The sequence below is a fragment of the Geothrix sp. 21YS21S-4 genome (genome assembly GCF_030845995.1).
Taxonomy (GTDB): domain Bacteria; phylum Acidobacteriota; class Holophagae; order Holophagales; family Holophagaceae; genus Geothrix.
The window spans coordinates 2,215,699-2,237,234 of the sequence record NZ_CP132719.1 but is presented as its reverse complement, the minus strand read 5'-3'; the positions used below and the strand labels follow the sequence as shown (position 1 = coordinate 2,237,234).

Below are 21,536 nucleotides of genomic sequence, written 5' to 3'. Positions count from 1 at the left end.
GGGATGCGGGGTGTCTTCGCGCCTTGGGGGTGATCCTTGGCTTTTCAACCCTGGAAGAGGAGACGGCGTCGCGCGGTGGGGCTGAGACTCCGCCGGGAATGTGCGAAACTGAGGATTCAGGGTCCCGTAGCTCAGCTGGATAGAGCAACTCCCTCCTAAGGAGTAGGTCGGACGTTCGAATCGTCTCGGGGCCACCATTTGGAGGGTTTCTCCCTTTCGCCTTCGGGCGGGGATCTCCGCGAGGTCGCCATGTCCCGTGCCCAGCTCAAGGATGAAGTCTTCATGAACATGGCGGCGGAGCTCAGCCGCCTGGGGACGTGCTGTCGGCTGCAGGTGGGGGCCGTACTGTTGCGGGCGGACGGCGGGATCGCGGCGGCGGGGTTCAACGGGGCGCTGCCGGGAATGCCCCACTGCACGGCGGAAACCTGCCGGCCGGGGCAGCGCTGCCTCCACACCAGCCACGCGGAGGAGAACGCCCTGGGCTTCTGCGACGGGCCCGTCGCGACGGCCTACGTGACCCACGAGCCCTGCCTGGTCTGCACCCGCGCCCTGATCCGGCGCGGCGTCCGCCGGGTGGTGTTCCGGCACCCCTACGCCAGCATCGCCGACCAGGAACGCGCCGAGCGCCAGGCGATCCTGGACCACTTCGGCGTGCGCTGGGATCCGCTGGCGTAGCCCTTCAGATCCCGCCGCGTTCCCGGGAGGGGAGGGGGCCGGGATCCATGGCGAGTTCGGTGCCGTCGTCCAGGACGAGCACCAGCGGATCGCCGGAGCGGACGTCCACGATGACGCGCCCCAGCAGCCGCTGGCGGTGGTCCGAGTGCCAGGGGATGCCCACGGGATAGGTCCGCCGGTAGGTGTCGAGGGGAACCTCCAGGCGGTGCCCCAAGTGCGCCAGGGCCGCCTCGAACGCGGCGGCGAAGCCCTTGGGAAGCTCGGGGTCCAGCCCCGCGGCGAGGAGGAATCCCTCCATGGGGAACCCGTTCCCCTCGGTCTGGGGAATCCAGTGCCGCGGCCCCTGGCTCGAAGGGGCCGAGCCCTCCAGAACGACCGCGCGGTCCCGATGGATGCCCAGCCACAGGGACGTGCGGCCCTCCGGCCCGCGCCCCTCGAAATCCAGCGGAAGCTGGGCGTCGTCGTGGAAGACCACGGCCCGGAGTGGGAGCCATTCGAAGGTCTCCGCCACCTTGGCGTGGACCGGCCCCAGGCTCCGCCGGCGGAGGTCCGCCACGGCTTCGGCGAAGGCCTGCCGGAGGCCGGCCAGGCTGAGGACGCCCACGGGCAGGCCCTGGGCGTCGAGATCCAGCGGAGGCTCGTGCCAGTCGGCGGCCAGGGCCGGCACCACCTGATGGAACAGGATCAGGGCGGGATCCCAGTCCCAGTGGCGGGCGGGGTCGTAGCCCAACTCGCGGCAGAGGTCGAACCAGGACGGCTCCGGTCCGGCGGCCCCGGGGAGGAAGATGGAGCGCCCATCCAGGAAGATCTCGCACCCCGCCGATCCCCCCGGCCGCCGGCTGAGGCCCAGTTCATGGCGGCCCAGGGTGGCGAGGGTGGTCTCGTGGTACGGGTGGTCCTCCTGCCGCAGGACTTTCAGCGGCGCACCGAGGATCCACGCGTCCAGCGTCATGCCGCCTCCTCTGGAGGGGAAGCCTGGGTCCGCCCCGCGTCTCCGTCAATCCCTGAAAGGCATTTGAAAAAGAAGATTGGGGGGTGGGGAATCAGTCCGTGCGCCGGAGGTCGGTGCCGGGGTAGTAGTGGGCCAGGATCTGCTGGAAGGTGGCGCCCTCCAGGGCCATGCCGTAGGCGCCCGTCTGGCACATGCCTACGCCGTGGCCCCAGCCGCGCCCATAGAAGATCCAGCGGCGCTGGGCGCCTTGGCCTACGGTGAGGAAGCGGAACACGTTGTCCTTCAGCCCCAGGAGGCCCCGGATGTGCATCCCCCGCACGCGGTGGGGAGCGCCTTTGGTGTCCACCAGGGTGAGGTCCAGCACCCGGCCCTCCTCGTTGTACTGGGGGCGCAGCTCGCGGATGCCCGGCACCTTGATCCGCTTGCCCACCTGGGCGAGAAGATCCGCTTCGGTGTATTCCACCCGCCAGTGGGCGGTGGGGTTGTAGCGGTCCCAGGCCGCGCCGTCGGGATCCAGCCGGCGCACCAGGATCGCCGCGGCGCCATCGTCCGCCGGGAGCCACTTGAGGCGGTCGCCGACTTGGATGTCCGCCCGCTCCAGCAGGCGGAGGGAGCCGTCGGGGCTTTCCTCAGCCAGCACCAGCCGCGGCGCGAGGGCCAGAGGCTCGGGGCCTCCCCGCTTGCGGCGGACCTGCCGGTCCAGGAGGAGCGTTCCTTCGCCGGGATTGAGGGGCTCCAGCTCCTGCCACAGGCGCCCCAGCACCGTCAGCGCCTGGCGGAGGGTGGGGGCCTCTTTGGACGTCCACGCGGCGGCGGGCACCACGCCCCGGCGGGTGAGGAAGGCCGCCAACAGGCGGTCTTCCGCGGGCGAGGCGGCGGGAAGGAAGTAGGCGGCGTCCTGGGGCCGCTCCTGGCCCTCCACCACCCGCTGGAAGCCCAATGCGCGGGCCAGGGCGAGGAAGGGGTGGCTCTCCCGCGCGAAGGGAACCGACGGGAGGTCCAGCCGCCGCTGGAGGGCCGCCACGGCTTTCGTCAGATCGGCGCCTTCCACCCGGCGGGCCAGCCGGGCCACGTCGAGCCATTCCGGCGGGACGACGCCCGCGGCCAGCCGGACCAGATCCCAGGTCAGGCCCCCCTGCTCGGCACCGGCGGGCACCGCGACGCCGGACGCGTAGGCGAGGGTCAGGGGCTTGGCGGGATAGCAGGTCGCGGCCTTGAGGTAGGGGGCGTCCCCGCCGAAGACGTGCGCCACGTCCACGGTGTGGCCCCCGCAGTTCGCCATGAACAGGGCCTGGATGGGCTTCCCGCCGTAGGTGGCGAAGAGGCCCTCGGTCTCCTGGACCGCGCGGTCCGTGAGGGACTGCTCGCCGTCCCGGCCCCCGTAGACCTGGTCGGCGACGGTGTCCCCCAGGTCGAAGCCCTCGGCGGTCCGCTTCCCGCGGTTCGCCACCGCGTAGGTTCGGGCGGCCACGGCCTGGGCCTTCAGGGCCTCCAGGCTGGGGAATTCCCAGGCGCCCATCTCCTTGGGGACCACGCCCCGTAGGTAGGTCTCCAGCTCCAGGGTGTTCACCACCGTCAGGCGGCCCTGCGCGTTGGGGAAGATCTCCACCTTGCCCCGGTAGCGGCCCTTGCCCTGGAGGAACGTCAGTTCGCCCGCGGGGCGCAGCCACACGCCGTCCACGGGAAGGGGGCGGCGCTCGTAGCGGTCGGTGACGGCATACAGGGCCCGGCCCTTGCGCGGCGCGGCGTCGCGAGCCTCGGAGGCGACCCACAGCTCGTCGAAGCCCAGATCCTGGAGCTTCTGGAGGGTGGGTTCCGCCTGGGCCGCCGTGGGGAAATGGCCCGTGAGGATCCGCCACGTGTCCGCGTCGGGGACCTTCACCCGTTCCGGTATTTCCCCGATCCGCGTCAGGCGGGCCATCAAGGCCGCGGCTTCGGACTCCGTCTGGGGGCGGCCCACCTGGATGCGGTACTCCGTGGTGGCATCGGCGGCTCCCCGGCTGTCCCACCACAGGCGCAGCTTCTCGTCGGGGGCCAGCTTCAGCAGCGGCGTCCCTTTCCGATCGCAGACGTCGCCGCCTCCCTCCAGGGAGACGATCCATTCGGTGGCCTGGGTGTCGAGCCCGATCCTCAGCGGGGGCGCGGCGGCCGAAATGATCGTGGCGGGGAGGATCAGCAGGGGAAGGAGGCGGACCATGCCCTATTTGACCATGGCCTTCCGCGGCTGGATGCAACTCCAGCGCTCCGTGGGCGCATGCTGGAAATTCCCGTTACGCGTCCAGCCAGCGGCGAAGAATGGTCCAGCGCCGGGCGCGGAGGGCGGTGGCGGAGAGCAGGTCGCCCGCGGGGCCGCGCCGGTGGACGAGCAGGCCGATGCAGGTGCTGTCCGAAGGGCGGTAGGCGAGCAGGGGACCCGTGTAGCCGAGGTGAAACCACCAGCCCGAAGCAGGGCCGGGAGCGGGTTCCGCGTCGGGGCAGGGAAGGGGCTCCTCCTCGGTGGAATCCTCCACCACGACGACGCCCCGCCCCTGCGGCACTTCCGCCAGGAGCGCGCCCCAATGACCGGGAGCCGAGCCCGCCGCTTGGAGCCCCAGGCCCCACACCGTGCCGCTGTCCGCCGTGGCCGTGGGAACGGCCATGCGGTCCGCCCACCCGGAGGCCACCCACCGTTGGAGGGCCTGTTCCAACTGCGGACGCGTGGCTCCGAAGCCCGCGTGGCCGCGCATGCCGGCGCGCGCGTTGACGTCCTGGGGCTCGTGGGGCGCGCGGGGAGGGAGGGGCCGGTCCGTGGCCAGCCGCCAGGCTTCGGCGTCGGGGGCGTCGGGGACGGACGCGGGTTCCGCCGGCCACGGCGCGGGGCTGAGCCCCGAGGCCGCGCCCAGGCGCGCGAAGGGAACGCCGGTCTCGGCCTCCAGCAGTTCCGTCAGCAGCCGGTAGTTGAGGTCGGAGTAGACCACTGGGCCGGGGGGCGTCCGCAGCAGGGGATGATCCGGAACGCCGCGGCGCAGTTGGACCGCCACGGATTCGCCCGTGAAAGGCCGCCACGGCGGAAGGCCCGAGCTGTGCGACAGCAACTGTCGCACCGTCAGGGGCGCTTCGCGATCGGAGAACCCCAGCGCCCAGCGCCGATCCGCGTCCAGATCCAGGAAAGCGAGCGCTAGCGGCGCCGTCACCAGGGGCTTGGCGAGGGAGGCGAGGTCGTAGAGCTGGTTCATCCCTGCTGGAGGTCGGCGAGGCTCTTGGCGACGGCCTTCTGGACCTGGTCGGCCACACGCATGGCCTCCTGGCCCTCCTCCCAGGTGACGCCCTCCGCGGACCGGCCCAGGCACGCCGCGTGGAAGGCCTCGATCTCCAGGCGCAGCGGTTCGCCTTCCTCAATGCCGGCGGTTTCGGGCTGGACTTCGGGGCCGTCGGGGCCCATCACCAGGCGGAGCAGCTCCAGCTTCTGGGCGGCGAAGTCGAGGCTGGCGTATTCCTTGTCGCCGAAGGCCCGCAGGGTGCGCTCCTTCTTGCGCGCCACGCGGCTGGCGGTGACGGTGGCGAAGGCGCCGCCCTCGAACTTTAGGCGCGCGTTCACCAGGTCCGCGTAGGGCGTGAGGACGGGGACGCCCACGGCTTCCACGTCCAGCACGGGCCGGCCCACCAGGGCGCGGAGGAGGTCCAGGTCGTGGATCATCACGTCCATCACCACGTCCACTTCCAGGCTGCGGGCGGGGAAGGGCGAGACCCGCACGGCCTCCAGGAAGCGCGGCTTGAACCCGCGGCTGCGAAGCGCCACCACCGCGGGATTGAAGCGCTCGAGATGGCCCACCTGGGCCACGATTCCGGGATTCGCGATCCGCGCCGCGTGGAGCGCCTGGAGCAGCGCCGTGCCTTCGTCGAGCGACGCGGCGAGGGGCTTCTCCATGAGGACGTGCTTCCCGGCGGCCAGAGCGGCGGTTCCCAGGGCGTGGTGGAAGCCCGTGGGCGCGGCGATCTGGACGGCGTCCACGTCGGCGAGAACCTCGCCGAGGGAGGCGGCCCACGGCGCGCTGAATTTCCCGGCGATTTCCGGGCCCCGCGCGGGATCGGGATCCACCACCGCCGCCAGGATCGCGTCGGGTGCCGAAGCCGCGATGCGGGCATGGTGCTGCCCGAGATGTCCTACGCCGACGACGGCGACGCGCAGCTTGGCCATGGCTTTCCTCCGGTCAGTCGAGCCTAGCAGGGCTGCTACCCTGGGGGTCTTCTTCGCGAGGCGCGCATGAACCTCAAGCTCGAGGCCCTGAATCTCGTCCGTTGGCTGCACTTCGTCGCCCTTGCCGTGGGCGGTGGCGCCGGCGTGGTGGCGCTGTTGCTGTCGGGCTTCGAGGAAGGGCGCGGGGAGCTGCGCGGACTCGCCGCCGCGGTGTGGTCCAAGGTCGCCGCCTGGGGCTTCCGGGTGGCCCTCATCGCGGGCATCGGCCTGCTGTTCCTGAAGCTGCAGGGCGGCCAGAACCCTTTCAAGAACGGGACCTATTTCCACATCAAGCTGCTGCTGGTCTTCATCCTCGTGGGGATGGCGGAGATGGCGCCCAAGGCCCTGGCCGTGGGGAAGCGGGGCGCAGCCCTGCTCGCCCTGGTGCTGTTCCTCGCCGCCAGCTTCGTGGCCTTCAACAAGGGGCTGTTCGGCGCCCGGCCCGCGCCGGCTCCGGAGATGCCGCTGGCGGCGGGCGCCACCCTCTCGGCGCGGTAGCCGCCGTGCGGTCCCTTCTGGTGGGGCTGGCGGCGACGGGGCTGCTCGCCCAGTGGCCCGAGACCATCCCTGAACGCACGCAGTTCGCGCGCACCTCCACCGTGGCGGAGGTGCGCGGCTTCATGGAGGCCCTCCGGAAGCGCGCGCCGGGGCTGGAGCCCTACCGCCCCGCGGGCGCTCCCCGCGCCACCGAGACGGGCAAGCCGCTTCTGGCCTGGCGGCTGAAGGGGACGAGCCCCGACGCCCTGCGGGTCTACGTGAACGCCAACATCCACGCGGGGGAAGTGGAGGGCAAGGAAGCCATCCAGCAGGTGGTGCGGGAACTGCTGCAGGGAAAGCATCCCGACCTGCGCCGGAACCTCGACCTGGTGGTGATGCCCGCCTACAACGCCGACGGCACGGACGCGCTGGACCCCGCCATCCGCCCCTGGCAGCCGAACCCATCGGAAAGTGGCGTGGGACGGCGCGAGAACGCCCAGGGCCTCGACCTGAACCGGGACCTGATGAAGGCCGCGGCGCCCAACACCCGCTGGTTGCTGGCGATGCTCCAGGACTTCGATCCCGCCGCCGTCCTGGACCTCCACACCACCAACGGCAGCACCCACGGATTCCACCTGACCCACGGCCCCGCCTGCACCCTGGGCGCGGACGAGGGGCTCCTGGCCTTCAACCGCCGGATGCTGGTGGAGGTGCGCGAGGAGCTGAAGGCCGAGGGGATGCCGACCTACGACTACGGCAACTTCGCGCCCTACCGCCCCACGCCCGACAAGCCGCCCACCGCCTGGGAGACCTACGACGCTCATCCGCGGCTGCTCACCAACTACCCTGCGCTGCGGAACCGCCTCGCGGTCCTGTCCGAAAGCTACGTCTACCGCGCCTGGCCCGACCGGATCTCCGATACCCGCCGCTTCGTCCTGGCGTGTTTCCGCTGGATGGTCGCCCATCGCAACGAAATCCGCTCGGAACTCCGCCAGGCCCAGCGCCGCTGGAGCGAGGGCTGGGCGAATGGCCAGGTCTCCCTTCCGCTGTCGGCGAAGCTGAAGGAGGTGGAGCGCTACGCCTTCGAATGGGTGGATCCCATCCGCGACGCAAAGGGCCGCCTGGTGGGCGAGAAGAGCCGCACCCGCCTGGAACTGCCCAGCTTCGTGGGCTTCGAGGGGCAGGACTTCGTGCCCGTGCCCCGGGGCTACCTGGTGGATCCCGCCTTCGCTCCCGCGGTTCTGCCCCTTCTCCGCGCCCACGGCGTGCAGGTGCTGGAAGGGCGCCGGCGGCCGAAGGGCCTGCCTCTTCTCTTCTTCCAGGAAACGGCCCGGAAGTTGGCGACGTCGGCCTATCAGGGGACGTTTACCCTCGAACTGCGGGGAGCCTGGAAGGCCGATCTCCAGCCCCAGAAATTGCAGGCGGCCTGGACCCCTGCCGACCTGGACCGCGCCCTCTACGTGCCCATGGATCAGCCGCTGGGCCGCCTGGCCTTCTACCTGCTCGACCCGCGGAGCACCGACAGCCTGGCGTTCTGGGGCCTGTTCCATCCCGCCCTCCTGCGGGGCGACGGCATGTGGGGCGAACCCCCGAGGTTCCCCATCCTGGCGGTGGGAGGAGGAGAATCCGCTCCCACGGGCCCCCACTCCCTGTCCGCGCCCCTGGCCCAGGAATGACCCTAGACATCGAGCACGCCAAGAACCGCATCAGGATTTCATCCCAGCTCTTCTTGGTGTCTTCGTGTCTTGGTGGTGATCCTTATCTGTCTTTACGTTCCTCGTAGTTCCTTTTGAGGCGGATCCCCGCTCCAGCCCGGAGGCGGCCAAAAACATAACCGGCCGAGAATGCCGGCCGCTCAGCATTCGCCCGGAGGGCGTGGGGCGCGGAACCTCAGTCTTCGGGTTCCTCGTAGTCGCCGTTGTGCCGGGGGCCCCGCTCCGCGAGTCCGCGAAACGGCGAGTGGGAGCACGGCGTGGTGCGCCGTGCGATCGCGGGCAGCCAGAAACGCATGCGACCGACAACGTCGGTCGCTCAGCGTTCGCCCGGAGGGCGTGGGGCACGGAACCTCAGTCTTCGGGTTCCTCGTAGTCGCCGTTGTGCCACACGTTCTGCACGTCGTCGTTGTCCTCCAGCAGGTCCACGAGCTTGAGGAAGCTGGTGAGCTTCGAGCCTTCGAGGGCGGTGCTGGTGCTGGGGTCCATGATGAGCTTGGCCTCGATCACGGGGAGCTTGGCGGCGTCGACAGCGTCCTTGACGGCCTGGTAGGCCTCGGGGCTGGTCTTGATGACCCAGGCCTCGCCCTCGTTGGCCACGTCGTCGGCGCCGGCCTCCAGGGCGATTTCCATCACCTTGTCCTCGGAGACTTCGGGCTCCACCACGATCTGGCCCTGCTTGGAGAACAGGTAGGCCACGGAGCCCTGGGCGCCGAGGTCGCCGCCGAACTTGGCGAAGTAGCTGCGGACTTCCGGGGTGGTGCGGTTCTTGTTGTCGGTCATGGCCTCGATGAGGAGGGCCACGCCGCCGGGGCCGTAGCCTTCGTAGACCACTTCCTCGTAGGTGACGCCTTCGAGTTCGCCGGTGCCCTTCTTGATGGCGCGCTCCCAGTTGTCCTTGGGCATGTTGCTGCCCTTGGCCTGATCCACGGCGAGCCGCAGCCGGGGATTGCTGGCGACGTCACCGCCGCCCAGGCGCGCGGCGACGGTGATTTCCTTCAGGATCTTGGTGAAGATCTTGCCGCGCTTGGCGTCCGCGGCGCCCTTCTTGTGCTTGATGGTGGACCATTTATTGTGGCCGGACATGGCTTGCTCCAGAGGTGGGGACGGGAACGGGTCGGGTGGGAATTCAGCCGCGGAGCGCGCGCCGGGAGACGCGGGCGAAGGGCGGGGCGTCCTGGCGGATCATGGGCCGCTCGAGGAGGAACTGGTACCACTGCTCGCCGTAGACCTTCATCTTGAGGGCCTTGCCGTTCTGCAGCAGGTTGCGGTTGGTGATGAGGCGCTCGTCGCCCTTGCAGATGCCGAGGCCGCGGTTCAGCGCGTCGATGGCCTTGTCCCGCTCGCCCATCTCCACCAGGACGTAGGCGTAGACGGCGTACAGCAGGCTCTCCTTCTTGCCGGACTTGAGGGCCAGCTCGAAGGTCTCCTTGGCCTTCTTCTTCTCGCCGCGCTTCCACTGGAGGACTCCCAGCATGGCCTTGGCGATGTAGTGCTGCATGGAGGCGGCGGCCAGCAGGGGTTCGGCCTCGTCGTTCTTCTTGCGGAGGTACTGCACCACGCCGATTTGCCCGTCGATGCTGCCCTTCACCAGGAACTGCCGGGGGGCGAAGCGGTAGCCCTCCTTCATGGCCTCGATGGCCTTGTCGAACTGCTGCTTCTTCAGCAGGTCGCCGGCGCGAGTGAAGATCTTTTCCAGTTCCTGCTGGACCTTCCGGCCCTGCCAGATGAACAGCGCCCCGCCGGCCAGGATGCCGATGGGGACGCTGATCCACAGCTTGATGCTCAACAGGGTGGCGAGCAGGATCACGGCGAGGGCAGTGCCCAGGCCGAGGAGAAGGTTGATCACAAAGGCTCCGACGGCGCGGCCCGGGACCGGGCCAAAGGGCCATTTTATCGGGCTTCAGGCCCGTTTGCCACGCGGAGCTTTCGGGGCTCTACGCGATGACGCCGCTGCGGGAAGGGGCCACCTTGCGGCGCCGCGCCACGCGCTTGGCCGGAACGGCGACGGCGGCTTCCTTCCGCGGACGGCCGGGGCCCCGCTTGGGGGCGGCCTCCTTGGCCTTGGCCGGCTTGCGCGGCTTGACCTTCTTTTCCTTCTTCACCCGCTCGCGGCGGACGAGGGCGGCGGCGGCGCGGCCGGTGACCACCACGCGGGTGCCGTCCTTCAGCTTCTTCACCTTGCTGCCCGGCTTGCGGCCGCGCTTGAGGCTCATGGCCAGCGGCTCGTCTTCCAGCAACTCCCGCTCGAGCTGGGCCTGGATTTCCATCATCTCGCCCCGATCCTTTTCGTGATCGAGGCCGCAGAGGTGGAGAAAACCGTGGATGACCAGGGTTTCCACCTCTCGGCGCCGGCTGACGCCGAATTTTTTCGCCATCTTTTCCGCGGTGGGAAGGCTGATGACGATGTCGCCGAGATGCGGGAAGGCGCCCTGCTCCGTGCTCGACGGGAAGCTCAGCACGTCCGTCGTCATGTTTTTCCCGCGATGCTCGCGGTTGAGTTTTCTCATGCCGCGATCATCGACATAAGTCAAAGATACCCCCTGGGCTTCAGGGGCAAGGCGATCTCGCAGGCTCTGCAGGAGTTTCCCGAGGGACTGCTCGCCGGGACCGCGCATTTTGCTCCGGCTGGACCAGTCGACCTGGAAGGGCGGATGGTTCGCATTCATAGCCGGCTCCTGTAGAAGATCAATCAGAGAAAAAGCATTATCAGGTGAATGAATGCATTGGTCAATGGAGATATGATAATTGCACGAAATCAGTCGATGCCGATCCCCTGGGTGTAAATGCCGCGAAGTGTGGAAGGGGTTCCAAAAAAGCTGCGAGATCCTGAATGCGACCATGAAATAGGTTGCATCTGCAAAAAATCAATGCCCCCTTTTCCCCGGCTGGCATCCTGAAGGGATGGAACCGCGCCTTCCCTCCACGTTGGAATCTCCGTTGGAGCGCTACTTGGCGCTTCTCGACCGCTGGAATCGCACCCACGCGCTCACGGCCCTGGCCAAGTCCGAGCGCTACGAGGAATTGCTGCTGGATGCCGCCGTCCTGCTGCCCTTCCTGGAAGCGCTTCCGGCCGGGGCCCGGGTGGCGGACCTGGGGACGGGAATGGGGTGTCCGGCGGTGGTCCTGGCCCTCGCCCGGCCGGATTTGGAGATCCTCGCGGTGGACGCCTCCGCCAAGAAGCTCGCCTTCGTCCGCCAGGCCGCCCTGGAGTTGCCCCTCCCCAACCTCCGTCCGCTGCACGGCCGCCTGGAAGACCTGGCGCCGCTGGGCGCGGATCTGGGAACCGCCAAGGCCCTGGGTTCGCTGGAGCAGTTGGCGGGCTGGTGGGCGCGGCACGGCCGGCCGGGCGCGCCGTTCCTCGCCCTCAAGGGGCCGGATTGGGAACGGGAATCCCTCCCCGGGGACTGGACTGCGTCGCCCACGCCCTACACGTTGCCGACCCGGGGGCGGCGGGTGGTGGTCGCGCTCAGCCGGAGGTGAGCCCTAGCGGGTGAGCACGTCCCCCATCCGCACCTCTTCGGTGGAGCGGAGGATCCGGCACGTGGCGGTCTGGGCGTCGGCCCGCACCACGAGGGCCTGGCCCAGGTAGTGGACGGCGGTCTCCGTGGCCGGGTGCCGGTCGCCCTCGGGGCCCACGGGATAGGGCCGGAGGCGGACGCCCAGCAGGACGTCGCCCACCTTCAACCCGTTGGCGCTCCCCTTGTCCACGATCACCATGTCCCCGCCGCCGATGTTGAGGCGCCCTTCGCGGGCATAGACCACGGCGGCGGCGTCCGGCGCGATCTTGATGGGATCGGCGGTGTCCGTCCGCAACTGGGCCGGCAGGTTGGCGGGTTCGACGAACCGCACGAGATGGTCGCCGGCCTCGACGGTGTCCATGCACCGCTCGATGATGGCCACCGAGCCCTTGGATTGGACGGTCAACACCCGGATCACGCCCACCTGCTGGATGACGTCGCCGAGGTGTTGGCGCGGATGAAGGGGATGGCTCACCTTGCGGGCCACGGTCTTCAGGACCAGGAAGCGGTCCCCGCCCTTCACGCCCTGGTCCGCTCCCCCGTTGAGGTAGACCGTCTCGCCCTCGGCGAGGAAGCGCCGGTCCTCGCGCCGGTTGGAGGTGAGGACGAAAGCCCCCTGGCTCTTGTAGTGGGCCTCGGCGCCCTGGGGCGCCAGGAAAGGCAGCTGGATGAAATCCTGGAAACTGAAGCCCAGTTCCGGCCGGCGGACGGCGCTGGGGTCGGCGCGGTGCTGATCGGGAAGGAGGTTGGCGACCCCTTCAGGCAGGGAGTCGGGGGTGGCGACCGCCCGGGTGAGGTCGATGACGAGGGGATCGCCGGGGTAGATCCAATGGGGATCCTTCACCCACTGGTTCAGCTCCCAGATCTGGGGCCAGGCGTAGGAATTGCCGAGGTATTTGCCGGCCAGGTCCCACAGGGTGTCGCCCTTTTCCACCAGATGGGTGCGGGAACCCTCGGGCACCTTCAGTTCCTTGGGATAATCCCATTTCGACGCATGGGCCTGCACCTGGATCGCCGCCGGTTCCTGAGCGCCCAGTCCCGAGGCCGCGACCACGGCAGCCGCAAGGAGGGAGCGCAGCCGACCGACACGCACGCGATTGGGCTGATGCATCAGGAACCCCCGGGAGAGATTAGGTGGTGCTGATTATAGGTCTTCGACGCGGATCATATCTGAAAATAATGCCAAGCGGTTGCGGACTTCGTCCTGTCCGATCTGCTCCAGGCGTTCGGTAGAAAACCGTTCCACCGTGAAACTGGCCATGACCGATCCGGTGAGGGCGGCGTGCTTCAGCGCGGTGGTGTCCATCCGGTTGATGGAGGCGAGGTAGCCCAGGAATCCGCCCGCGAAGGTGTCGCCCGCGCCGGTGGGATCGAACACGTCCTCCAGGGGATAGGCGGGCGCCGCGAAGATGCCTTCGGGCGTGAAGAGAGCCACGCCGTATTCCCCGCGCTTCACCACCAGGATGCGGGGGCCCAGTTCCTGGATCCGGCGGTAGGCCTTGATCAGGTTGTGCTCCTGGGTGAGTTCCCGCACTTCCGCGTCGTTCACCAGGAGGATGTCCACTTCCTTCAGGACGGCTTCCAGAGCGGGGCGGGCGCCCCGGATCCAGTAGTTCATGGTGTCCAGGGCGATCCAGCGGGGCCGCTGGGCCATCTGGCGCACCACGTCGAGCTGGAGGACGGGATCGATGTTCCCCAGGAACAGGTAGGGCGATTCGCGGTAGGGCGCCGGCAGGTCGGGGCGGAAATCCGCGAAGACGTTCAGATCCGTGGCCAGGGTCTTGGCCTCGTTCAGGTCGTAGCCGTAGGCGCCCTTCCAGTGGAAGCTGAGCCCCTTCACCTTGGACAGGCCCGTCAGGTCGATGGGCCGATTCTCGAAGACGCGCATCTGGTCGGGACCGAAGTCCTCGCCCACCACCGCCACGATCCGCACCGGATGGAAGCGGCTGGCGCTCAGGGAAAAGTAGGTCGCCGACCCGCCCAGGGCGCGCTCGCGGCTCCCGAAGGGGGTTTCCAGGTCGTCGAAGGCCACACTGCCGACCACCAGCAAGCTCATCAGGCATTCTCCATCGGATTGGGACGCGTCCGGATCAGGGCTGGGAGACGAAGTACAGCAGCCACGCCTGGGTGCCCCCCATGGGGACCGGCGCCTGGGCGTAGCGCGCCACCATCGGGGCCTGGCCGGAGGCGAGGAGCTCCAGGAGTCCCTCGTGCAATTTCGGATCGGGGCCCAGCATGACCTGGATGCTCCGCCAGCCCAGAACTTGCCCGTCGCCCAGCCGGTCCTTCAGCCGCTCCACGGCGTCGGGCACGGTGTGGCCCCGCAGGTCCAGCATTCCGTCCACGTCGATGGCCATTCCCGCCGCCAACTGGAACCGCGTAGGCACGGCCGCGGATTCCGCGGCTGCGACCGGCACTTCGGGTTCTGGCACCGGAGCTTCCGGCGGAGGGAGAACAACAGGCGCGGGTTCGACCGCGACGGGGAGGGCCGGCGCTTCCTTGGCGGGAACCGGCGTGGGAGTCCCCTGGAATCCCTTGGAAAGGGGCCGGAGCCCCTTGAGGTCCAGCAGCGCGGCTTCGAAGGTCTCCGGGGTGGGAGGAGGGGGCGGGGTAGGATCCGCCGAGGCGAGGGGCGCGGGCCTATCGGCCGCAGGAGCCGATTTGCGCTCACTGGGCTTCAAGCCCATGGCCGACAGGAACACGGCATCCTCGTCGTCCAGGCTGCCGGTCTTTTCAGGCCGAGGGGCGGGCTTGGGCCGGGCCTTGGGCGGCTGGGCGGTTTCCGGGCCCAACTGCTGTTTCAACTTTGCCAGATCCTGCTTCCACGCCATGAACCATCCCGTTTGAACCAGAGTAGGCCATCGCCGCCCCGCGCCAAAGCCCGCTGTTGCAAACCTCAGCGGACCGAGGCAAAACGCCGCGGCGGCGCGCCCCCTCAACTTTCCCCGCAGTGGCGGCATCCAACGATTCGTAGCGTGCGCCGTAACCTGGCATACCCTTCGCTGCGTAGCCCGCACGTTTCCCCTCGGAGGTCCCATGCGCCGTACCCCGCTGCTCCTGCTTCCCCTGCTCCTCGCTTCCGGCGCCACCCTCGGCGCCCAGAGCCCCCACTTCGGGTTCAGCCTGAACCTGATCTCCCCGACGGGTGATTTTTCCAGCAAGACCTATCCGGCCTATTTCAGCCCTTCCGCCGGCTACGTCATCGCGCCCCAGAAGGAGACCTACGACGTGGGCCTGGGCGGCAGTTTCACGGTCAGCTTTCCCATGGACCGCAACCTCGCCATCCGCCTGAACCTCAGCGGCTCCGGAGAGAACGGCACCAACCGCGCCGCCGGGGAGGCCACCATCAACCTCCGCCACTCCCAGTTCAACGTGGGCGGCGACCTCCAGATCTTCCCCCAGGGGACGGCGTTCCGGCACCGCGGGCTGTACCTGCTGGCGGGGCTGTCCGCGGATTTCGAGCAGTTCGACCGGAGCTTCGGCGATCCGCTCTACGACTACACCGACACGACCCGGAAGAGCCGCATGGGGGGGACCATCGGCGTCGGCCACAGCTTCGGCTACGACGCAGGCATGCGGTTCACCCTGGAGGCTTCCTACCACAAGACGCTCACGGGCCACGACGTGGACGCGGGCGATCCGCCCAGCACCGACTTCCTGAAGGTGGGCTTCGGCTTCGTGTTCTAGGAATCTTCAGCAAACGAAAAGCGGCCTCGCGGGGCCGCTTTTCGTTTCATGGGAGACTCGCCCCTTACTTTTTGGCGGCGGCCTTGCGCTTCTTCGCCGGCTTGGGAGCTTCGGAGGCGGCTTCATCCTGGCCCAGGAGGCCGTTCACCAGCCGGACCACGTCCTTGTTGCCGGGATCGAGCTTCTGGAGGCGGCGGGCGTAGGTGAGGCGCTCGGGGCGCGGGCGGGCGTCATCCGCCTTCACCTGTTCCAGTTTTTCGGCGACGTAGGGGGCCGTTCCGCCGGCTTCGGCCAGTTCGGCCTTTTCGCGGGCGAGGAAGGCCTGCCAATCCGCCGAGGCCTTGGCGGTGCTGTCCTTGGTCTGGCGCAGGCGGTCCAGGATCGCCTCGATGTCCTTCAGCGCGCGCTCGCTGTGGGCGATGGCGGCCTTCTGCTCGTCCATGAAGATCTTCAGCTGCTGCCGGAGCTTCATCTGGTCCTGGGAGAGGCCGGGGGCCTCCTCCAGTTCCTTCGCCCGGGGCGCCTGCTTCTCCATGGCCTCGCGGAATTCCCGCAGCTTCAGCTCATGTTCCATGCGGGTCTTGGCCAGGAGCGGCTCGGCGGTGCGGAGGTTCTCTTCCGCCACCGCCTGGGCCTTCTGGAGGTGGACGACGGCCTCCTCCCAGCTCCCTTCGGCCACGCAGGCCCGGGCGGCCAGGCTGCGGAGGGCCACCAGGGCGTGCATGTCGTTGTAATCCGAGGGATTGACCGTCAGCCCCTCGCGGCCGAGAAGGGCCTCGACGCCGCGGCGGACGGTGGCCGCATCGCCTCGCTCGAGCTGGACCTCCCACGGGCCGCGCACTTCCTTGAAGCGGTCGGTGAGGCTCTGGGCGCCCAGATGGGCGACCAGGGCGAAGGCAAGCAGGCATCCGAGGCGGCTCATGGTCGCTCCTTCCAAGTGGGGACTGGCGCCATTACTTCTTCTTGGCGCCGCCCTTCTTCGCGCCCTTGGCGTCCTTGGGGAAGGGCTCCTTCCCCTGCTTCAGGTTGTCCAGGGCCTTCTGGGCGGCGGCGTTTCCCGGATCCAGGACCAGCAGGCGGTTGAGGAAACCGGCCTGGGCCTGGGCGCCGCTGAGCTTGGTCACGTTCTCGGGATTGCGGAGGACGGCGTCCACCCAGTTCTTCTTGCCCACGATCTTCACCTTCTTCAGCACCTGGTCGGTGTTGAACTTGGTGATCTCGTCGTTCTGAGTGCTCACGGCCTGCTTGGCCTTGGCCACGGCCTCGTCCGCCGCCTGGATCATGCCTTCGACTTCCTTGCGGTTGTCGTTCAGCAGCTTGGTGACCTTGGGGGCGGTGATCAGGTTCTGCTTGTGCACGGGCAGGGCGGCGGTGATCTGGGCCAGCTCCTGCTCGTCGTTCTGGATCTCGGCGGCGCGGGCGTTGAACTCGTCGGCCTCCTTGCGGCTCAGCTTCTTCTTGCCGGCCTTGATCTCGTCGTACTCCGCCTTGAAGGCGTTCACCTTGGGCTCCAGCTCGAGCTTCCGGGCCTCGTTCTTGGCGACGTAGTCGGTGGAATCCTGGGTGGCCTTCTTCCACTGGGCGGCCAGGGGCGACTGGGCCTTCTCGAGGTCCGCCAGGATGGCGCGGGCATCGCGGGCGCGGCGCTCCTGGATCTCGATCGCCTTTTCCCACTGCCCGGCCTCGGAGGCGATGTTGGCGTGGAGGCGGTAGAGGGACATCAGGCCCTGGGCGTTGTCGAGGCTCTTCCCGATGGCCTGGGAGGAGGAGGCGTCGAAGGCGGGGCGCTGGGCGGGGATGAGGGTCTCCACCTTGACGAGAGCCTCCTGGGCCTTCAGCTCCTTCAGCATCTGGTTGAGGCCCGGCAGCTCGGAATTGAACCGCTGGGCGAGGTCGGCGTTGGCCGGGGCCTGGGCGACCAGGGCGACGGCGGGAAGGAGGGCGAAAGACATCGCACGCATGGGCGCTCCACGGGGAAAAGACAAAGTCCAGGCTCCAGGGTAGCGAAAAGCCTCCCGGACCGCCCGGCCGGGTGACAACTTGTGATGCCTCAGCCTTCGCTTCGCTTTTCTTCCAGCTCCAGCCATTCCAGTTCGAGGCGTTCCAGGTCGGCTTTGGCGGCGTCCCGGTCCTTCAAAGCCCGGTGGCCGGGGGCCTCGGCGCTCAGGAAGGCCTTGGGATCGGCCAACTGGACCTCCAGATCCGCTAGTCGGGCATGAAGGTCCTCCATGGCCCCCTCCACCTCCGCGAGGCGGCGCTGTTCCTTCTGGGAGAGGCCGGGCTTGCGGGCCCGGGGGGCTTCGGATTTCGGAGCGGGGCGGGCCTCGATGCGCGCGGCGGCCTGCTCCCCGGCCCGGGCTTCCCGAAGGGTCCGCACCGTGGAGGGCGGGCCTTCGTACCACTCCCAGCGCGGCGTCCCCTCTCCGTTCCAGGCCAGGGTGTGGGTGGCCACCTGATCCAGGAAGAAGCGGTCGTGGCTCACCAGCAGCAGCGTGCCGCCGAACCCCGTCAGGGCCTCTTCCAGGTTCTGGAGGGTGGGAATGTCCAGGTCGTTGGTGGGTTCGTCGAGGACCAGTAGATCCGCGGGGCTGAGCATGGCTTTGGCGAGCAGCAGCCGGTTGCGCTCGCCGCCGCTGAGGGTGGCCGCGCTCCGCGCCTGCTGGTCCACGGGGAACCCGAAGCGGGTGAGGTAGACGTGCGCGAGCACCGTGCCGTTGCCCGTGTCCACCAGGGCGGCGCGGTCCGCCAGGTTGTCCAGGATGCTGCGGGTCCCGTCCAGTTCGCCCCGGCCCTGGGAGATGACCGTGGCGGCCAGCTTGGGATGCCGGACCACCTCGCCGGAGTTCGGCTCCAGCTCGCCCAGCAGCAGCTTGAGCAGGGTGGATTTGCCGCAGCCGTTGGGCCCCAGGAGGGCGATGCGCATCCCCCGCTGGAGGTTCACGTCCAGGCCTTCCAGAAGTTCGGGAGCGCCCGGATAGGCGAACCGGAGGCCCTCGGCGCGGATCAGGGCGTCGCTGCGGTTGCCGCCTGCGGCGAAGGCCAGGCCCTGGCGGATTTCCAGGCGGGTGCGCTCCCCCACTTCGTCTTTCAGGTCCAGCACGTCCTGGATGCGCAGCTTGGACTTGCGGGTGCGGGCCTTGGCACCGCGGCGCAGCCAGGCCATCTCCCGGCGGAGGCGGTTCTGCATGTGCTCGGTGAGGCGGGCCTCGCGGAACTCCCGATCGGACCTCTCCAGGAGGTAGTCGCTGTAGCCGCCCTCGTAGCTCCGGAGCGCGCCCTCCTCGAGTTCCAGCATCCGGGTCACCACCCCGTCCAGGAGATGGCGGTCGTGGGTGATCAGGAGCAGGGCGCCGCCGTAGGCCTGAAGCCAAGCTTCGAGCTTCTCCACCTGGTCGGGATCCAGGTGGTTGGTGGGCTCGTCCAGGACGAGCACGTCGGGCTCCTTCAGCCAGGCCTGGGCCAGGGCCACCCGCTTTCTCCACCCACCGGACAGGGATTCCACTTCGGCGTCCAGGTCGTCCAACCCCCACGTTGTGGCGGCCGCTTTGAGCCGGGGCGTCAGGTCCCAGCCCCATCGTTCGAGCTGGTGTTCCACGCTTTGCAGTTCGTCAAGCAAACGGCCTTCTTCGGAACTTTTCGCTCCGTGGAGGCGCTCGTGGATCGCCTGATGGCGCTCCAGCAGGGCCGCATGGTCCGCCAGTGCTGCTTCCAGGGCCTGCCGGACGGAGGCTCCCGTGGCGAAATGCGGCTCCTGGCTGAGGCGGGCGATGCGCAGCCCCTGGGTGACGATCACCTCGCCCTCGTCGGGGGTCTCGTCGCCCGACAGGAGCCGGAACAACGTGCTTTTCCCAGCGCCGTTCCGGCCGATGAGGCCCACTTTCTCGCCCTGGAACAAACCGAGATTCAGACGGTCCAGGATGGGTGTCGCACCATAGCGTTTCGTGACATTGATCAAACTCAGGGCGATGGATGGCAAGAAAGGCTCCTCGGACCTTTCAGATTCCCATGGTTGGAGTAATCCTTGGCCCGAAGATTCCGAGGCCTCCATGACGCTCCAGGAAGAACTCCAGATGTCGAAACTCCCGGAGCCCGGGGTTCAGCTCGTGCTCCAGCTGATGCTCACCCGAGAGGCGGTGGTGCGGGTGCAGGAGCGGCTGTTCGAGGCCCACGGCCTCACCATCCAGCAGTACAACGTCCTGCGCATCGTCCGCGGCGGGCCGGCCAAGGGCCATCCCATCTACGAGATCGAACGGCGGATGATCTACCGCTTCGCCAACGTCACCCGGCTGGTGGATCGCCTCGAAGTCCAGGGGCTCCTCAAGCGCGTGGCGGATCCCAAGGACCGCCGCGTGAGCCGCGTGGTGATCAGCCCCAAGGGAAAGCGGCTGATGGAGCGCCTCGACGATCCCGTCCAGACCATGGCCATGCGGATGACCAGCTGCTGTGACGAGGGCGAGTGCCTGGCGCTGGCCGGCCAGCTGGAGCGGCTCCGGGAGCACTGCCAGGGGCAGGAATCGCTTCACGAGGAACTGGCGGTCGCCATCAACTGATCGAGGATCGCGTAGGCCTGCCCTTCGGACACGCCCTCCAGGCGCAGCCATCGGTTCCCGCCCAGATCCATCCACAGCTGCCGCGAAGGGGCGTCCCACCAGCCCTCGCGCAGGCTCTTCGCTCCGGCCACCCGCCGGGCGCCCTTGAGTTGGGCCTCCGTGGGCCGGGTCACGGCCTCGACGTTCCACCCGCCGACGGCGAGGGAACCCTCCTCCAGGTTCCAGCGCTGTCCGGGCAGCCGGAGCACCGTGCCGTCCGGCGCCGTGAGCCGGTCGCCGTCCAGGCGGACGCCGCTGCCCCAGGGACCTGCGCCGTCCCGTTCGGGGATCCACCGGACGCCGGCGAAGGCCGAAGCCGCGCCTTCCCAGCCCACCCCGCCGAGATCCGCGAGGTCCGTGTCCCCGAGCTTGATGCGGAAGGCGGACGCGGGTGCCTGGTCGAAGGTGGGATCCACGGGAATCCAGCGGTCCCGCAGCTTCACTTCCACCCAGAAGTGCAGGCCCAGGGTCTCCCCGAGGCCCACCCAGCCGGTGACGCCGCGGGCGGGCACCCCGAGGCGGCGGAGAAGCGCCACCGCCAGGACGCCGTGCTCCGTGCAGTCGCCCCGCGGAGAGCGGCAGACCTCCAGGGCCGAGGCGAATCCCACGGTGTAGTCCTTGTCCGCGATCCACTCAAACACGAAGGTCGTCACCCGCTGGGTCAGCTCCCACCGGGAGAGGCCCGCGGGCGGATTCAGCCGGCGGAGGAGGCCGTCGAAGGCGGGATCCCGGAAGGGCACCAGAGGACTGGGAAGAAGGTAGGTGGCTTCGTCGGACACGGGCTTGCCGCTCACCGGCGGCTGGGCGGCTTCGGCGGGCGTGGGGGGAAGGGCGCGGCGCACCCGCCAGCGGCCGTCCGGAAGCCGGGACTGCTGGGCGTCCGACGGAAGGACCGGGGCGGGGCCTTCAGTTCGGAGCGTTAGTTCCTTCAGCCACGGCAGGAAGGGATGGGGCGGAAGCCGCTGGAGGCTCCGCTCGAAGAATCCCTGCCCGGTGGTCGGGAGCGACGCGGGCGGGGGCAGGTCGGCCCGCTGGGTGAGGACGGTGAGGCCGCCGAGATCCGTGGTCTGGCGCAGTTCCCCCGCGGTGGGCGAGATCCAGGCCTCCACGGGCAGGGCCGCCTCGCCCTGGACCTCCCGCCCCGTGAACCGCACGGCGTCGGGAAAGCCAGGGAGGGGATCCGGGCCCGCGGGCGCGAGATCGAGGGTGTTCCACTGCTGGAGGGGGAAGGCGAAGGTGAGGGTCTTCACGGGCCTGCGGAGGCGGGCCGCTTCCATCAGCCGGGCTTCCTGCTCCTCGGGCCACAGGAGCGCGCCTTCGGGAACGTCCTTCTTCACGGGCGCGCCGTTGGCCGGCTGGAGGCGGAGGACGCCCGGTTCCGCAGGCGACCATTCCGCCCGGCCCTCGAAGGGCTCGCGGGAGAGCTGCAATCGCCACGTGAACACCACGGAGCCATCCGCCTTCCGGACGGCGGTTTCGGCCACTTCCTGCCGGATCTCCTGGCCCAGGCGCGTCACCGCCATCCATTCGCGAGTCCGCACTTCGCGCTGGCCGGGGGCCGCGACGACCTGCCGGGAGGCTCCGCCCACCTCCTGCCCGCCCATCCACTGGCGGAAGGTGCGAATGGGCGCCTCCTGGGCGGCGAGAACCAGCCCGCCCAGGACGATGACGAAAAGGGAAGAAGCTCGCATTTTCCCAGTTTAGGCG

Annotated in this window: 20 protein-coding genes and 1 tRNA gene; 7 read left to right on the top strand and 14 right to left on the bottom strand. The window is 69.1% G+C overall.

Annotated features, from left to right (window positions below; genetic code table 11):
- The first annotated feature begins 120 nt into the window (after window positions 1-120).
- Window positions 121-197, top strand: a tRNA-Arg gene (locus tag RAH39_RS10245).
- Between the two features lie 52 nt (window positions 198-249).
- Window positions 250-675, top strand: a complete 426-nt coding sequence (locus RAH39_RS10240) for a deoxycytidylate deaminase (protein ID WP_306590001.1) — start codon at window positions 250-252, stop codon at window positions 673-675.
- A gap of 4 nt (window positions 676-679) precedes the next feature.
- On the opposite strand, the gene RAH39_RS10235 is transcribed toward RAH39_RS10240, so the two are convergent.
- The 4 genes from RAH39_RS10235 to RAH39_RS10220 form a co-directional block, all read right to left on the bottom strand.
- Window positions 680-1,627 (bottom strand): hypothetical protein, encoded by a 948-nt coding sequence (locus RAH39_RS10235; protein ID WP_306590000.1) that lies wholly within the window; start codon window positions 1,625-1,627, stop codon window positions 680-682.
- A 91-nt stretch (window positions 1,628-1,718) separates the two neighbouring features.
- On the bottom strand, window positions 1,719-3,824 hold the full coding sequence (locus RAH39_RS10230) for a SpoIID/LytB domain-containing protein (RefSeq protein WP_306589999.1): 2,106 nt from the start codon (window positions 3,822-3,824) through the stop codon (window positions 1,719-1,721).
- Between the two features lie 73 nt (window positions 3,825-3,897).
- Window positions 3,898-4,842 (bottom strand): serine hydrolase domain-containing protein, encoded by a 945-nt coding sequence (locus RAH39_RS10225; protein ID WP_306589998.1) that lies wholly within the window; start codon window positions 4,840-4,842, stop codon window positions 3,898-3,900.
- On the bottom strand, window positions 4,839-5,804 hold the full coding sequence (locus tag RAH39_RS10220; protein ID WP_306589997.1) for a Gfo/Idh/MocA family protein: 966 nt from the start codon (window positions 5,802-5,804) through the stop codon (window positions 4,839-4,841). The genes RAH39_RS10225 and RAH39_RS10220 overlap by 4 nt, the downstream gene beginning before the upstream one ends.
- Window positions 5,805-5,870: 66 nt before the next feature.
- Here RAH39_RS10220 and RAH39_RS10215 point away from each other — a divergent pair, with 66 nt between their 5' ends.
- Window positions 5,871-6,341 carry a hypothetical protein gene (locus RAH39_RS10215; protein WP_306589996.1) on the top strand — a complete coding sequence of 157 codons (471 nt, stop codon included), beginning with the start codon at window positions 5,871-5,873 and terminating at the stop codon, window positions 6,339-6,341.
- A gap of 5 nt (window positions 6,342-6,346) precedes the next feature.
- Complete coding sequence (locus tag RAH39_RS10210; protein ID WP_306589995.1) at window positions 6,347-7,996, top strand: M14 family zinc carboxypeptidase; 1,650 nt, start codon at window positions 6,347-6,349, stop codon at window positions 7,994-7,996.
- Window positions 7,997-8,386: 390 nt separating this feature from the next.
- Here the strand turns inward: RAH39_RS10210 and RAH39_RS10205 are convergent, their stop codons facing one another.
- The 3 genes from RAH39_RS10205 to ybeY form a co-directional block, all read right to left on the bottom strand.
- The gene (locus RAH39_RS10205; protein WP_306589994.1) at window positions 8,387-9,118 is read right to left on the bottom strand and encodes a YebC/PmpR family DNA-binding transcriptional regulator; all 732 of its coding nucleotides are present in this window, start codon (window positions 9,116-9,118) and stop codon (window positions 8,387-8,389) included.
- 43 nt (window positions 9,119-9,161) lie between these two features.
- Window positions 9,162-9,881: a tetratricopeptide repeat protein gene (locus RAH39_RS10200; RefSeq protein WP_306589993.1), complete on the bottom strand. Its 720-nt coding sequence runs from the start codon at window positions 9,879-9,881 to the stop codon at window positions 9,162-9,164.
- A gap of 88 nt (window positions 9,882-9,969) precedes the next feature.
- Window positions 9,970-10,650, bottom strand: a complete 681-nt coding sequence (gene ybeY, locus RAH39_RS10195) for an rRNA maturation RNase YbeY (RefSeq protein ID WP_306592116.1) — start codon at window positions 10,648-10,650, stop codon at window positions 9,970-9,972.
- A gap of 286 nt (window positions 10,651-10,936) precedes the next feature.
- Here ybeY and rsmG point away from each other — a divergent pair, with 286 nt between their 5' ends.
- Complete coding sequence (rsmG, locus tag RAH39_RS10190) at window positions 10,937-11,515, top strand: 16S rRNA (guanine(527)-N(7))-methyltransferase RsmG (RefSeq protein WP_306589992.1); 579 nt, start codon at window positions 10,937-10,939, stop codon at window positions 11,513-11,515.
- 3 nt (window positions 11,516-11,518) lie between these two features.
- On the opposite strand, the gene RAH39_RS10185 is transcribed toward rsmG, so the two are convergent.
- Genes RAH39_RS10185 through RAH39_RS10175 form a run of 3 tightly spaced genes read right to left on the bottom strand, consistent with a single transcriptional unit; the run spans window position 11,519 to window position 14,384 of the window.
- Entirely contained in the window at window positions 11,519-12,664 is a 1,146-nt protein-coding gene (locus RAH39_RS10185) for a LysM peptidoglycan-binding domain-containing protein (RefSeq protein WP_306589991.1), read from the bottom strand.
- 33 nt (window positions 12,665-12,697) lie between these two features.
- Entirely contained in the window at window positions 12,698-13,609 is a 912-nt protein-coding gene (locus RAH39_RS10180) for a PfkB family carbohydrate kinase (protein WP_306589990.1), read from the bottom strand.
- Window positions 13,610-13,643: 34 nt separating this feature from the next.
- Window positions 13,644-14,384, bottom strand: coding sequence for a Smr/MutS family protein (locus RAH39_RS10175; RefSeq protein ID WP_306589989.1), 741 nt, complete (start codon window positions 14,382-14,384; stop codon window positions 13,644-13,646).
- Window positions 14,385-14,589: 205 nt separating this feature from the next.
- Here RAH39_RS10175 and RAH39_RS10170 point away from each other — a divergent pair, with 205 nt between their 5' ends.
- A complete protein-coding gene (locus RAH39_RS10170) occupies window positions 14,590-15,240 on the top strand; it encodes an outer membrane beta-barrel protein (protein WP_306589988.1) in 651 nt (216 codons plus the stop codon).
- A 64-nt stretch (window positions 15,241-15,304) separates the two neighbouring features.
- Here the strand turns inward: RAH39_RS10170 and RAH39_RS10165 are convergent, their stop codons facing one another.
- From RAH39_RS10165 to RAH39_RS10155, 3 genes are all read right to left on the bottom strand, one after another.
- Window positions 15,305-16,162 carry a hypothetical protein gene (locus RAH39_RS10165; RefSeq protein ID WP_306589987.1) on the bottom strand — a complete coding sequence of 286 codons (858 nt, stop codon included), beginning with the start codon at window positions 16,160-16,162 and terminating at the stop codon, window positions 15,305-15,307.
- A gap of 31 nt (window positions 16,163-16,193) precedes the next feature.
- Entirely contained in the window at window positions 16,194-17,201 is a 1,008-nt protein-coding gene (locus RAH39_RS10160) for a hypothetical protein (RefSeq protein WP_306589986.1), read from the bottom strand.
- Between the two features lie 89 nt (window positions 17,202-17,290).
- Window positions 17,291-19,288 carry an ABC-F family ATP-binding cassette domain-containing protein gene (locus RAH39_RS10155; RefSeq protein ID WP_306589985.1) on the bottom strand — a complete coding sequence of 666 codons (1,998 nt, stop codon included), beginning with the start codon at window positions 19,286-19,288 and terminating at the stop codon, window positions 17,291-17,293.
- On the opposite strand from RAH39_RS10155, the gene RAH39_RS10150 reads away from it, so the two are divergent.
- Complete coding sequence (locus RAH39_RS10150) at window positions 19,287-19,790, top strand: MarR family winged helix-turn-helix transcriptional regulator (RefSeq protein ID WP_306589984.1); 504 nt, start codon at window positions 19,287-19,289, stop codon at window positions 19,788-19,790. The genes RAH39_RS10155 and RAH39_RS10150 overlap by 2 nt on opposite strands.
- On the opposite strand, the gene RAH39_RS10145 is transcribed toward RAH39_RS10150, so the two are convergent.
- Window positions 19,760-21,520: a transglutaminase family protein gene (locus tag RAH39_RS10145; protein ID WP_306589983.1), complete on the bottom strand. Its 1,761-nt coding sequence runs from the start codon at window positions 21,518-21,520 to the stop codon at window positions 19,760-19,762. The two genes, RAH39_RS10150 and RAH39_RS10145, sit on opposite strands and share 31 nt — an antisense overlap.
- Window positions 21,521-21,536: the final 16 nt, after the last annotated feature.

Bases quoted from the DNA above. Each gene is read 5' to 3' on its own strand.
- RAH39_RS10230 (WP_306589999.1), bottom strand. From the start codon at position 3,824: ATGGTCCGCCTCCTTCCCCTGCTGATCCTCCCCGCCACGATCATTTCG.
- RAH39_RS10155 (WP_306589985.1), bottom strand. From the start codon at position 19,288: ATGGAGGCCTCGGAATCTTCGGGCCAAGGATTACTCCAACCATGGGAA.
- rsmG (WP_306589992.1), top strand. From the start codon at position 10,937: ATGGAACCGCGCCTTCCCTCCACGTTGGAATCTCCGTTGGAGCGCTAC.
- ybeY (WP_306592116.1), bottom strand. From the start codon at position 10,650: ATGCGCGGTCCCGGCGAGCAGTCCCTCGGGAAACTCCTGCAGAGCCTG.
- RAH39_RS10160 (WP_306589986.1), bottom strand. From the start codon at position 17,201: ATGCGTGCGATGTCTTTCGCCCTCCTTCCCGCCGTCGCCCTGGTCGCC.
- RAH39_RS10165 (WP_306589987.1), bottom strand. From the start codon at position 16,162: ATGAGCCGCCTCGGATGCCTGCTTGCCTTCGCCCTGGTCGCCCATCTG.
- RAH39_RS10225 (WP_306589998.1), bottom strand. From the start codon at position 4,842: ATGAACCAGCTCTACGACCTCGCCTCCCTCGCCAAGCCCCTGGTGACG.
- RAH39_RS10150 (WP_306589984.1), top strand. From the start codon at position 19,287: ATGACGCTCCAGGAAGAACTCCAGATGTCGAAACTCCCGGAGCCCGGG.
- RAH39_RS10205 (WP_306589994.1), bottom strand. From the start codon at position 9,118: ATGTCCGGCCACAATAAATGGTCCACCATCAAGCACAAGAAGGGCGCC.
- RAH39_RS10215 (WP_306589996.1), top strand. From the start codon at position 5,871: ATGAACCTCAAGCTCGAGGCCCTGAATCTCGTCCGTTGGCTGCACTTC.
- RAH39_RS10220 (WP_306589997.1), bottom strand. From the start codon at position 5,804: ATGGCCAAGCTGCGCGTCGCCGTCGTCGGCGTAGGACATCTCGGGCAG.
- RAH39_RS10235 (WP_306590000.1), bottom strand. From the start codon at position 1,627: ATGACGCTGGACGCGTGGATCCTCGGTGCGCCGCTGAAAGTCCTGCGG.
- RAH39_RS10170 (WP_306589988.1), top strand. From the start codon at position 14,590: ATGCGCCGTACCCCGCTGCTCCTGCTTCCCCTGCTCCTCGCTTCCGGC.
- RAH39_RS10180 (WP_306589990.1), bottom strand. From the start codon at position 13,609: ATGAGCTTGCTGGTGGTCGGCAGTGTGGCCTTCGACGACCTGGAAACC.
- RAH39_RS10145 (WP_306589983.1), bottom strand. From the start codon at position 21,520: ATGCGAGCTTCTTCCCTTTTCGTCATCGTCCTGGGCGGGCTGGTTCTC.
- RAH39_RS10185 (WP_306589991.1), bottom strand. From the start codon at position 12,664: ATGCATCAGCCCAATCGCGTGCGTGTCGGTCGGCTGCGCTCCCTCCTT.
- RAH39_RS10240 (WP_306590001.1), top strand. From the start codon at position 250: ATGTCCCGTGCCCAGCTCAAGGATGAAGTCTTCATGAACATGGCGGCG.
- RAH39_RS10175 (WP_306589989.1), bottom strand. From the start codon at position 14,384: ATGGCGTGGAAGCAGGATCTGGCAAAGTTGAAACAGCAGTTGGGCCCG.